Annotated in this window: 15 protein-coding genes and 1 pseudogene; 3 read left to right on the top strand and 13 right to left on the bottom strand. The window is 35.6% G+C overall.

Annotated elements, in window-relative coordinates; all coding sequences use genetic code 11:
* A partial coding sequence (locus tag BM088_RS04575) for an IS66 family transposase (RefSeq protein WP_177207949.1) occupies nt 1-323 on the top strand: 323 nt, incomplete at its 5' end.
* Nucleotides 324-354: 31 nt separating this feature from the next.
* On the top strand, nt 355-1,863 hold the full coding sequence (locus BM088_RS04580) for a response regulator (protein ID WP_091980597.1): 1,509 nt from the start codon (nt 355-357) through the stop codon (nt 1,861-1,863).
* Between the two features lie 538 nt (nt 1,864-2,401).
* Here the strand turns inward: BM088_RS04580 and BM088_RS04585 are convergent.
* The 13 genes and pseudogenes from BM088_RS04585 to BM088_RS04640 form a co-directional block, all read right to left on the bottom strand.
* The gene (locus BM088_RS04585; RefSeq protein WP_091980601.1) at nt 2,402-2,761 is read right to left on the bottom strand and encodes a VOC family protein; all 360 of its coding nucleotides are present in this window, start codon (nt 2,759-2,761) and stop codon (nt 2,402-2,404) included.
* A 210-nt stretch (nt 2,762-2,971) separates the two neighbouring features.
* A complete protein-coding gene (locus tag BM088_RS04590) occupies nt 2,972-3,367 on the bottom strand; it encodes a hypothetical protein (protein WP_091980605.1) in 396 nt (131 codons plus the stop codon).
* Nucleotides 3,368-3,487: 120 nt separating this feature from the next.
* The gene (locus BM088_RS04595; protein ID WP_091980608.1) at nt 3,488-3,754 is read right to left on the bottom strand and encodes a hypothetical protein; all 267 of its coding nucleotides are present in this window, start codon (nt 3,752-3,754) and stop codon (nt 3,488-3,490) included.
* A 212-nt stretch (nt 3,755-3,966) separates the two neighbouring features.
* Complete coding sequence (locus BM088_RS04600) at nt 3,967-4,167, bottom strand: hypothetical protein (protein ID WP_091980611.1); 201 nt, start codon at nt 4,165-4,167, stop codon at nt 3,967-3,969.
* Between the two features lie 121 nt (nt 4,168-4,288).
* Complete coding sequence (locus BM088_RS04605; RefSeq protein ID WP_091980615.1) at nt 4,289-4,546, bottom strand: hypothetical protein; 258 nt, start codon at nt 4,544-4,546, stop codon at nt 4,289-4,291.
* A gap of 345 nt (nt 4,547-4,891) precedes the next feature.
* A complete protein-coding gene (locus BM088_RS04610; protein WP_091980618.1) occupies nt 4,892-5,278 on the bottom strand; it encodes a hypothetical protein in 387 nt (128 codons plus the stop codon).
* A 1-nt stretch (nt 5,279) separates the two neighbouring features.
* Entirely contained in the window at nt 5,280-5,816 is a 537-nt protein-coding gene (locus BM088_RS04615) for an SMI1/KNR4 family protein (protein ID WP_091980622.1), read from the bottom strand.
* A 161-nt stretch (nt 5,817-5,977) separates the two neighbouring features.
* Nucleotides 5,978-6,499 (bottom strand): hypothetical protein, encoded by a 522-nt coding sequence (locus BM088_RS04620; RefSeq protein ID WP_091980626.1) that lies wholly within the window; start codon nt 6,497-6,499, stop codon nt 5,978-5,980.
* A 112-nt stretch (nt 6,500-6,611) separates the two neighbouring features.
* Nucleotides 6,612-6,923: a hypothetical protein gene (locus tag BM088_RS04625; RefSeq protein ID WP_218156453.1), complete on the bottom strand. Its 312-nt coding sequence runs from the start codon at nt 6,921-6,923 to the stop codon at nt 6,612-6,614.
* Between the two features lie 213 nt (nt 6,924-7,136).
* Complete coding sequence (locus tag BM088_RS04630; RefSeq protein ID WP_091980633.1) at nt 7,137-7,697, bottom strand: hypothetical protein; 561 nt, start codon at nt 7,695-7,697, stop codon at nt 7,137-7,139.
* A 274-nt stretch (nt 7,698-7,971) separates the two neighbouring features.
* A pseudogene (locus BM088_RS28060) lies at nt 7,972-8,209 on the bottom strand (transposase); the annotation flags it as partial.
* A 457-nt stretch (nt 8,210-8,666) separates the two neighbouring features.
* The gene (locus BM088_RS04635) at nt 8,667-8,945 is read right to left on the bottom strand and encodes a hypothetical protein (protein ID WP_177207950.1); all 279 of its coding nucleotides are present in this window, start codon (nt 8,943-8,945) and stop codon (nt 8,667-8,669) included.
* Between the two features lie 22 nt (nt 8,946-8,967).
* Complete coding sequence (locus tag BM088_RS04640) at nt 8,968-9,513, bottom strand: alpha/beta hydrolase-fold protein (RefSeq protein ID WP_091980639.1); 546 nt, start codon at nt 9,511-9,513, stop codon at nt 8,968-8,970.
* 448 nt (nt 9,514-9,961) lie between these two features.
* Here BM088_RS04640 and BM088_RS04645 point away from each other — a divergent pair, with 448 nt between their 5' ends.
* Nucleotides 9,962-12,280, top strand: a complete 2,319-nt coding sequence (locus BM088_RS04645) for a winged helix-turn-helix domain-containing protein (RefSeq protein ID WP_091980645.1) — start codon at nt 9,962-9,964, stop codon at nt 12,278-12,280.
* Nucleotides 12,281-12,370: the final 90 nt, after the last annotated feature.

Below are 12,370 nucleotides of genomic sequence, written 5' to 3' on the forward strand. Positions count from 1 at the left end.
CAACAACCGCAGTCGGCAAGCCAATCCATTATGCCTTGAATCAATGGGAAAAACTGATCCGCTATGTTGAAAACGGTCACCTGGATATTGATAACAATCGTGCCGAACGTGCGGTTAAACCATTTGTTATCGGGAGAAAGAATTGGATGTTCAGTAATACACGCAATGGTGCACAAGCCAGTGCGGTACTTTACAGCATAGTCCAAACAGCCAAAGCAAACGGATTGGTGCCATATGACTACATCAGTCATTGCCTTGAGCATCTTATCCATGCTCCTGAAAACTTGGATGCCATTCTGCCCTGGAATGTAAAACTGGGCTAGGTGTATTTGCCCAGTCGTTTACGATCTAACAGTGTTAATTATTGAACCTGTCGAAAATATGAGAGTTACGATAGCAGCGATGCTTGTTAAATTGTCATTTGGAAAAGTGATACAAGCAAAAAATGGTGCTGAGGCTTTGGTAATACTGGACAAGGGTCATATCAATATTGTTATATCGGAATATAACCTGCCTAAAGTCAATGGTATAGAGTTATTGAGGCATATCAGATCAAATTATGAAACAAGTAGAATACCATTTGTTATGTTATCGTCCACGATTGAACAAAATGAAGTATTGCTAGCCATTCAACACGGTGTCTCAGAGTATGTTGTAAAACCTTTTTCAATAAAAATTCTACAAAAATATCTAATAAGTTCTATGGAAAATCCTATCAAGTCAACTGCAAGTTTACTTAGTACGTATAAGGAGAATGCGATAACTCAATCTGAAATAGTACAAGAAAAGCCTGTAATACTTGTTGTCGATGATGTGCCGGACATTATTCATGTCATAGCTGATGTATTAAGGAAAGATTACAAAGTCAAAGGAGTAGTGAGTGGAGAGAAAGCATTAAAAATTTGCCAATCAAAATCTCAACCTGACTTGATTCTACTTGATATCATGATGCCAGGGATGGATGGCCTTGAATTGTGTAAAATTATCAAGACTGATCCATTGACTCAGCATATCACCATTATTTTTCTGACAGCTTTAAATCAACCTGAAAAAGTTGTCGAAGGACTGAGCTTGGGAGCGGTTGACTATATTACAAAACCGATTAACCCAAAAATAACCAAAGCTCGAGTTAAAACTCATATCAATTCGATTTTGAATCAAAAATTACTCCGTTCACAATTAGATACTATGATAGATAATATTAGTCTTAGGGATGAATTTGATCGGATAATTCAAAATGACCTGAAAAGCCCAATTTCGCATTTGCTGGCAGGTATTGAAGATATATTAAAAAGCAAGAAAAACAGTAATGTGGTTGCTACGATTGCACAGAGTTTAAAATTATCCTGCTCTTCTCTATCTCAACAAGTTAGCAATATGGGCATCTTGTACAAAATAGAGGATGGTAGTTATAAATTATCACCTGAAATTTTTGATCTTTCCCTTTTAGTAATTGATGTTATTGAAAAATATTCTTTACTTATTGAAAGAAAAAACCTTGAGTTAAAGACGGAGTTTAATGGACAACACAAAGTTAAAGGTGAGGCGTCACTTACTTCATCTATCATTTCTAGCCTTTTACAAAATGCAATTGAAGCTGCACCGAACGGGTCTGTAATTAAACTTAGTTTAGAAAATAAAGCTCAACTTGCATATCTTAAATTAACGAATCGAGGTAGTATACCACAAGAAATGAACAAGGTTTTCTTTGAGAAGTATTCAACGTCGGGTAAAAAAGATGCTTCAGGCATAGGCACTTATTCTGCAAAATTAATGACAGAAATTCAGCTCGGCACAATAGAATTAAATTCATCTATTCAAGGTGAAACCACCATTAACCTTTCACTACCTGCAAGTAATTAAATAATAAAAATTAACTTTCATAAAACGCCCTTAATACATTGAACAATGTGACAAACATTGACTCTTATTGCTCTCAGACACACTAAAAAAACTTTACTTACAGATAACTTAAGCTCACTGTTTTAGTGCATGCTTATTGAAAGTCGATTAAATTACAAATTCTAGCGCAGTATGTCCCTCTAAACGCCATAGGATGATTAATTTCATGTCCGTAGTATGATCAGAATGCTGACCTACGTTGCATCAAATTATTTATACCTCTAAAAACAAATTAAGTATTAAGATATAATTTTTTATGTTCCGTTTTCCTATCTTAGTGAACAATAAAAACCTTCAATATTGACCTTTGCTAATGACTTCACCAGGCTCAAAATTATCGTTTATGATAATAATCGATTACACGACATTGCGGTCATTAACCCAACTCAATTAATAGACGGAAAAAGTTTATTATGGAAAATGAACCGCCCAGTGCGGACCCGCATGATGGGTGGTATGGGGGCAGGGGGCTGGAGGTTAGAGACCTCCGACTACCCGATTAGGTGCAAAACTCCATTACTTCATGGACAATTCCGGAGGGATCTTTAAAAGCCGAATAACGTCCCCATCTATTTTGGTTTGGAGATTCATGCACAAAAACAACCCCTTTTGATTTCAAATCTCTCATTTTTTCATCCAAATTTTGAACAGTAAAAACCAAGGTAGAATTAGCATTATAACCATGCTCATATTCGATTGACTCCATCCCGCTCTGGAACATAAACACTATATGATGACCAATATTAAATTTTAAACAGTCGTTATGCTCTTCCATCAATTCAAAGCCTAAAACATTCACATAAAACTCTTTTGAAATATTAAGGTTATGAACGACTAATAACGTTGATGGATTCTCCATAATCAACTTTGCTCCTAACGAGCCTGTAGAATTTATCTAAAGGCTAAAATTTGTAGAAAGTGAGTTCCTGTATCGTATTGTAAGCTTAAAATCACAGCTAACTAATGCAATTAGGGCCCCATTTTTGGGCTGTAAAATTAAATTTTTAATTATTTTACAGCCTCAACGCTTTTATAATAGAGAGATGTTAACTATTTAAGCACGAAGCGGCTAGTTAACATTATTGCGCCAATTTGGTTGACGCTGTTCTAAATAGTTCAAGTTCTTAGCTAGGTTACAATGCGTAATGGAGGTTTTTTTCTTATCATTTTCAAAGAAAACAAATTTATCACCTAATTTGAACTCAGTATTACAAGAAGTCTTGTGGTTAAATGACAAGAAATAATAACCACTTTGAGGTTTTCCTTTTAAGACATCGACAATCTTTATTGAAACTTTGTCATAGTTTCCACCTTTATCAGTGATTGCCTCAACTGAATCGATTGATCCAACAAAAACATACTTAACCTGATTTAAGGACTCTTCAATTGTTGGATAATCAGCACATGAACAACCCCAAGTAGCCTTTGATATTATAATCAGTAGAAAAGAAAGTATTAAACGCATTCTCTTTGGTCCTTAATGCCTCTAGCCAAATTCTGGGGCGAATTGCTCAGTAAATGGCATAGCAAGCTTGGTAAATCTTAATTTAAACACTGTTATACGGAACTATTTCAAAGGCTGCCGCTACTTTTTCAATAAAATATTATTCTCTTTACCTTCTGGCTTCCAGCCATATTCCAACGCAAATTCAATACCTAGCTTAATTTCTGATGGCTTTAATTCAAAGTGCCAAGATGAAATATCAATGTATAAAATGGATGAGTTATTCCGATCTATGTTAACTCGAACATAAGATTCAACAAAAGGATATAATGTTAAATCTGATTGCTGAGTTACCCAAACATATTCTTGCTTAGCTATATGTATTTTTCGTATAGATTTACGACTCATTGTATGCCAATTTACCTGCTGTAAAACCCCACAATAAAAAGCTATAAATCAGATGGTTATACTTAATCTAGGTGCGAACGACCAACTGTTTTTTGTACTATCACTTCACTGGCTTGTAAAGTTACGTACTTAAATATCACCGCTTCCATCTGCTTGAGTTGGCTCAAAATCTCTTTTACTATTGTGAGCTTTGCTATTTCTATTAGAGTCTATTAAAAGTCAATTATTAAACCTACCATTAGACAAGGTAAACTCCAAGCTAATGCAAAATCCCAAACAAAAGTATTTTCCTTTAGGTTGTAGCTTAAAAGAACAACAATTATGATACTTGTTAACGAACAAATGATTCTTCCGCCAAATAAGCTGCAAAACGCTATAAAAAATCTTGCTCCTGAAATACGTTTATTTGACATTTAATTCAAACCTTGAGAGCAAAGCCCCGCTAGGAAGTGCGCCAAACGCGGGCGGGCGATTTGCTCCAAAATGGTATGACCACTTTGGTGAATCTTAATTTAGCGGCTTGTTATAAGAAATTTAATCACCCGTTCCTGTAATATTTGTATTGTTGTTCACGCCACCACCAAATAATTTTGATGGGCTTAGTTGAACATCTTGAGAGCGATGAAATAGCCAGAACCCAATAGCTGCTGCTACCGGAATTAGCCAAACAAGAATAATTTGAGCTACTTTCTGAAAAGTTTCAAGATCATCTCTCTTAGTCAAGTAAATTGACACAAATAAATTCATTAAAGCTACAACAGCAAAGAAAATGTGCCAGTAATTCAATTCCATCCAAACCTCCATAACTTTTAACGCTTTACTAATACGCGCATGAAATTAAATGTAATGTTCACACCTGTTTACTTTTAAAACAACAAGTTAAAGTTAAAGCTTTCCGATTTAGTAACTTGTTATAAGCCCTATACACGGCAGCCATTTTCATAATAATAGTGCTCTTGACTAACCGTAGTAAAACCACCAACTGAAAAATTGGCATTGTTTTTATTGAGCACCCAGACTGATCCCATACACAAAATTTCTAAGAGCTTATAACACCAACCACAACTGCGTTGTAAGTTTGCGGGCTTTTTGAAACAAAAAGCATGACAGTTTACGGAGTCTAATTGATGGTTCTTATTAACGAGCATACGCATCAAGTCTTGTAATTGTAAATGCAACAAACTCACCCACAACTTTTGGATCATGTGTATCAATGGGGACTTCAAGTTTAATGGCTCCTGCATCAACAATAACTTCAGGAGTTATATCAATTACTCTACCATAAACTCGATATGACCAGCCTATTAGATGTTCAATACCCATTTTTTGTTCGAGATTACCAGAGAATATAGACTCCCATTCTTCATCTTCGTAGAAAAGACCAGCTGAAATATCAATTTCAATCTTTTCACCAGCAGTACAATTTTCACCGCCAAAATCATCCATAGCGTGTAACTCAACGCCATCGATTTCAATGGTAGCTTGGAGGTACTCACCTTCCGATTTTATGAATATAGCTTCCATACTAGCCTAGCGAGTTAACGCACAGTTCCTTTTTCCAATATTCTTCAAGGCTTTTCCCATAAACTCCAACATCAGTACCAACTATAGAAATCACGGGGGATAAGCTTTTATTTTTAAAAACAACTAAAGCCCTATGCCCATACAATGCAATATAACCTTCAATATCATCGAAAGGAAAACCTTCAAGTTGCAATGCTTCGTTTACGTACTTTCTATTTTGTTCAATTTCTTCTAATAGCCATTTAGTATTTTCCAAATCTTCAGGGTATTGATAGCAAATACGACCATATATTTCTGGCGCTGTTTCCGCTTGAAAATCGACACAGTCTTGATCAAAACCATTTAATTCAGATAAAAATGTTCGATACATAGAGGGAACTGAAAACCCCAGTTTTTTCTGTAAAGAGTCTATTTCATTATGTGTTAACCCAGAGTTCCACCTTGTTTCAGGTTGAATCTGATAACCACAAACCCCTTCATAGAGATCACAATCATACCACTCAGATTCAGTTAAACTTTTAAATTCTCGCCAATTCATATTCGAACTACTAACCCTTTACACAACGGAAAATGCGTGGGCTTTATCTTTCCAATTGATGTAACTTGTTAACTGTGCACAACACTGATGTTAAAGCAGTTTTAGTGCAACAGCTAAATTAAAATTTATTAGTAACAGGTTTAAATGACTTGCTACCGCTTTTATTTATAAGTTTCATTATAAATATATACCGTTCCCTTGAAAATCCTCGGCAATTTTACTCGCCACTGTTTAGATTCTAATACAAGAGTATAAACAACAGGATCTCGCTCTTCATATATTAAATCCCGAACAACAACATGAGCAATATCTTCTTTTTCTTTAATAAAACCTAGAATGTTTTCCGGTTCATACAAACCAAAATTTTTTCCTCTAGTTTCCCATGTAAGTTGTGACCAAAATTCAAAAGCATCGTTTTCCAATATCTCTTTTATATCCTTTTCACCCAAAGGCTCTAATTCAAAGTCTTCATAAAAACTTTTTTTGTATAATAAAGGCTTTGTCGCCTCTTTTAACCATAATAATTCTGATTTTGCAACATACTCTGCTGCTTCATAGTAATTCTTTACTTTCATTTCACTAAGAAATTTATCAACTATATCAGCTGGGGATTCTATTGTTTTAGCCATTACATTTAGACTATTTAATAACAAGATAAGAAAAGACAACTTCAAAGGGTTCACAAGAGTACTCCTAATTACACATACAATTTAAAAAATAATATTTTTTGCACTGACCTCTCAGCAAGCGAAAGCGGCTTTAAACCGTTCCACGTGATTGCCATTATTACATGCTTTAGCTGATAGAGCATTTGGCCGATTCCGCTGCTAGTTTTAGTGTGAAGCCCGACATAAATGAGATGTTTAGATGGCAAGCATCAGGACTTGGTGCAGCCTTTGCGAAAGACTCTATCTCCTCGGTCATGTTGTTATGAATAAAACCCAATGATTCTAAACAGTCGTCTTCTGTATACGGAGTGCCTGAATCACGTTCTTTACACTTAAATAGGCTAACACTCGAAAACTCCAAATCTAAGGTATTTGGGCAATCTGTAGCAACCCAATCTCCTGTAGATTTAACCCAAGAAAGCTTTACCTTACGATTCAATACGTCATAGGAAAGACCGATGAAATCAAGATTGTTGTGCAAGTCATAATATACGCCATCGCTCTCAACGGCGATGAAGTCACTTGCGATATTAAAGTTAGATAGATTCATCGTGTCCGTGATATATAACGCTTACCTTTTGAGATTTTAATTGCCGCGAAGCGGCTATTAAAATTCCCTAAGAGGTACTTGTTAGCTTTTGTTTTAATAAAATTAGTATCCATTAACATATTTACTTACTATTACAATAATATCGACTAATGGCCACTCCCAATTACCCTCTATAAAAAAGTAACCCGCAAATATCACCATGAATAGTAAAAAATATCTTGTTGCAATAAGATAATTTCTGGGGATATCAAGTTCCCCTTTTTTGTCACGAATATAGTATCCAATATCAATTAAAAAACCAAAGGCACCAAAAATACCAAATATCAAAACTACACCGCTAAATTTAGAAATAGAACCTGTAGGTAAAATTAAATCTGTAATTGCAAACCATAGACTCAAAGCGAAACCATTAAACAAAAAAACTGGTTCATAGTCTGTTTGTTTGCTCATAAATGAATATGCTGGTGCTTTTGATGCTCCCAAATAAATCAAAGATAAGGAAAAGAACAAATAAAACCCAATTGATCTTTGTTCAATAATAGCCAAATCAAGTACTACAAAATTCATAAAGAAATACAGTGCAACGATACAGCCAATATGTACAATTACTTTATTGTCTACAGCACAGGCTTGCTTCTGTTCATGTTTAATATTTAAATTCACTCAAATTCTTCAGTAGTAAGCTAACGAGCCTGTAGAATTACTCGTTTTTATTTATATTTTTCAATCGAAACACTCTACTGATATTAAATTGTTTTAACAATCAAAAACGTTTACGTTTTTGCTAATTTTTTATTTTTATAAATAGAATGAAGATAATGGTGGTATTTATTAATAAAAAGGCCGTATTTAAATAATATTTGAGGTGCTTTCGTGAGTTTTATCTTTAATGCAGGCTATTTCTAAGCTTTTCTATGTTATAAACTAAACAATACATTTACCACTGAGCATTCACTTTATCTTATCCTCGCAAGGTGAACTTATTTATGCTTTTATTGACTGTGATATTGCCGCTCTTTGTTACAAAATGAGGCTCTATCGTACCTAACCTTTACTGTATTGTCGTCGTCCTATTGGGCTATCTATTTCAAATTGCACTTTTCAGTACAGCTTGATTTTTTAGCTTCGCTTTCATTCAAGAACTGTACTTGTCGACCTGTTTTACTTGGCGTTTTTCAGCCAAAGCTTCAGCAATCTGAGTGCATATTTTTGTTATATTTTGACCTATATAACTCGTGAATTAATCCCATATACTGGAATTAATTCACTCGCTAAGGGTACCCCCAATACATTCGTTTGTTTGAATTGGCGCGCCTCTTCAACGCATACAATCAAATTCAATTATTAATGCATCATAATTTTGGTCTTAGGTTCTCAATAATTTCTGTGCTCACCCAATAAAGATTTGATAATTCGTTTTCTTCGTTAGCTGCTGGCAAGGTCAAATTCAAAATCCGTTGCCTTCGGGCGTGACGGTTCAAGTTTTTTATAGCTTGAAAACAATAAACCAGTAATTGGCTGGTTTATTGTGTCTGTAATTTGATTTTTTTTATGCAGGTGAGGCCGTGTTTGTGCTTGCTAATAAACAGAAACTAAAGTTTTATTAGCTAATGCGTGTCTGACTCCATTTATTTATTCTTTTGACTTTGGCTGCAAGCTTTTTAGCCATCTCATACCGTGTGCCGCCACCAGAGGAGACGAATCGCTATGTCCATAAGACTCAGCAACAATGTTCTCTATTGAAGCTATTCCCTTATATTTTTTATTGCTTAGTTGGCTAACAAAATCTTCGACAAATGGCGCTACCTCTTTCTCTAATTCACCATAAGAAGTTAAGACATTAATCGCAGACTGTGAATTTTTTAAAGCGGCATGTTCTTGAGCAAAGAGTGTAGGAACTTTCTCGTCCAATGGACTACCGAGAATGTAATTTTTAAATGTGTCGGGTTGTACCATTAGTGTGTAAACACCAAATACTCCACCAGCGGAAAAACCGAAATAGGTTCGATTGTTCGGTTCGGTAATTGCCTTCTACAAACTTAAAAACATCTTTGCGAATAAAAGCTAGGTGCTTATCAGCTAGGCCAAATTTTATTTTGGGATGCTTTTTACTAACGGTCTTCTTAAATGTGTAATCCATATAACGACTGACATGAACCCCATATTGTTGCCTTAAATCCTCTGAAATATCTTTCTGCCAGGAGATGCCAACTAAAATTACATCTTCCCAAATCATATATGAGGCAGATGATAATAATTCGATATGCTCGACCGCATCTGTAAAGTAAACAACTGGGTAGTTTTTGTCCTTATTTTTCTCGTAATTATCGGGGAGTTTGATGAGTAGCTCGTATTGTTTATTCGATATAGTATCCTTAATAGGAACAACTTGTGTTCCAGGCATAGAGTATAATTTGTGCTCACTTGCTCCAACATTGAAGAAAGGTAACAAAAACAAAAAAACTAAAATCTTTTTCATATAAAATCACTCACTTATAAATTGTAAAATTGCTTGACAGTTCCTTGCTATAAATCAACACATGCTTGATAAAAACCTATGTTGTGAAAAAACTAAAGCGCAGAGAGGTTTTAAGCAACTTAAAACTTCTTAAATCTTCTTAAATCACAACCTAAACAAGAGAACACAACTTGCAATCAGACTAATTATCAAAGAGTTAAGGTCTATTCATGTTTTATTGTCTGGTAGAGGTTTAAGGAAGTATAAGCTTTAGCTAGTATAACTTGGTCTCATAGTTTGGACGTAAATGGCAGTCTATTTTGAGCAAAGCTGTTTTAGTTAATGTTAATACTAATGTTAATGAAATGCGATTAACGACAGGTCAGTCAGGTTAAAAACAAAGAATACATTTATAGATGAAGGTATACTCTCCCTACAATAAAATCATCTTTACTCTTTGGATACATTCTTGGAACATAGTCAGCAATATCAACTGGGGTCGTGGATAATTTGTCCACAGACCAATACCTTAACGAATAAAGCTGACACACACTCTATCGACAATAAAAGCATGCAAGTGCTGTTGTTTTTAATGCACCATAGTGGAGAGCAGGTCACTAAAGGCCAGATTTTTGAACATGTCTGGAAAGATAGTTTTGTGGCAGATGACATCTTATCTGTCGCGGTGAGTAAAATACGAAAAGCATTGGGCGATAATGCACGCAGCCCGACGTTTATCAAAACCCTGCCAGGAGTGGGCTATACATTAATTGCCAAAGTTAAAAAACTAGATGAGCCTGAACAGGACCGTAGTAAAAAAATTGGCTTCTCTAATATATATAAGCCAAGTATCACTATAGGCATCATAACCTTATTGCTAATAGCCACATCTCTGGCAATGTATTTCATCAACACAGATGAAGATTCACTTGCTAATCGAATTAATATCAACTCCATTGCAGTATTGCCTTTTGATGATTTGAGTTCAACGCAGGATAACCAGCATTTTACCGATGGATTGTCCGATGCCATTATTAATCAGCTTTCCCAAATTAAACAATTGAAAGTGATCTCTCGCTATTCTTCTTTTACTTTTCGTGGAAAATACAAGGCAACAGAAATAGGTCAATCATTGAAGGTAGATGCTTTATTGGATGGTAGTGTGCAAACCATGGGCGATCAGGTTCGCATTAATGTCAGAATATTTAGTACAAGTGATAGTCGACAACTTTGGTCTAAAACCTTCGACAGTAAAAATGAGGATATATTCACCCTACAAGACAATATCAGTGCCGCTATACAAGAAATAATCCAACCGGATTACGCACAAAAAAATAGCATTAGTAGCCAAACACAGACTAAAAAAATTAATGTACAGGCGTACGAATGGTATTTGATGGGGCAATATCACTGGCGACAAAGTAACCCAATATCCCTTTCCAAGGCAGTGACTTATTTTAAACATAGTTTAACGCTAGAACCTGAATATGCCGATGCACATATCGGTTTAGCGATTACTTATGTGGGTCTTCATCATTCTGCAAATTGGAGTGAAAAAAAGTCATACGATAAATCATTGCCCCATATAAAGAAAGCCTTGGCTTTAAAGCCGAATTCACCAACAGCACTCGCGACTCAAGGACTGCTATTGACCCTCAAAGCGGGCTATGAAACAGGTTTTTCTGATGCTGACTCAGCCTTGATTCAACAAGCACATCAAGCTTTCTTAAGTTCACTTGCCTTAGATGATAATGCCACTACTCACCGGTGGTATAGCCTATTGCTAAAGAAACTAGGTAATGAATCACAAGTCATCCTGCACCTGAATAAAGCAATTAAACTTAATCCATTGTCAGCGTCTTTAAAGCGATCACTCAGTAAATATCTGCACACTATAGGAAAACCAGATTCAGCGCAAAGAATATACCAACGTACTTTAATTCTAGAGCCAAATCATTTATCTCGTGTAGTTGATTTAACTCGCATTTTTAGAAATACGCAACAATCTATCATTGCTATGGCCCAATGGCACTCAGCAAATGCAGACATTTTTACAAATTGCTCTAGTGTTGAGTATTGCGAACAGTTGGTGCTCGCTTATTTAAGTATTGGTGCAACAGATGTCGCTAATAATATTTTGGCTAACATGAGAGCTAGACACGGCCACTTTGTAAATTCTTTGAATTTGATTAAGTTCGGTTCAAAAGGAGAAGAGCAAAGTATATTATCGATTAAAGAACGCATCGCATTTTATAGGCCCAACCAACGCAGCGCTTTATTAGGACTTGCTGTAGCTCAATTTCGTACTACAAAATATACACAAGCTAAATCCACATTGCTAAAAGCCTATCCAGAGTGGGATAAACCAGAGTCTATTACCTTAAGCCATATCACCCCAGATAATTATACGGCAATGGTTTTGTATGCCGTGACTTTGTTAAATTTAGAAGAGAAACAGTCCGCTGAATTATTGCTACGCAGCCTACAGACATTCCTCAAACAAGATAAGGTGTTTGATAAAATTCAGGCTGAATTTACTTTAGCTGAAGTCAACGCGCAATTAGGTGATCTTCCTCAAGCGATAGCGCATTTAGCAGCGGCACTGAAAATGGGCTGGCTCGAGACTTACGATAGGGAGTGGTGGTCATTACAGAATAACCATCTTTTACAGCCTTTGTTTGAAGAACCTGAATTCAAATTATTACTGAAACAACATCAGGAAGAACTAAACGAATTGCGAGAGCAAGTTACCCGAAAGTTAAGCACAATTTCTAGTTCGATGGAGTAAAACCATCTTTCACAGTATTAACTTCCAATAGCGACGATTGGCGCACAAAGTGAACGCCTCTGAAATACCTACTAACGACAACTACAGGCT

Origin of the sequence: Pseudoalteromonas denitrificans DSM 6059, from assembly GCF_900112265.1 — a bacterium.
Classification (GTDB): domain Bacteria; phylum Pseudomonadota; class Gammaproteobacteria; order Enterobacterales; family Alteromonadaceae; genus Pseudoalteromonas; species Pseudoalteromonas denitrificans.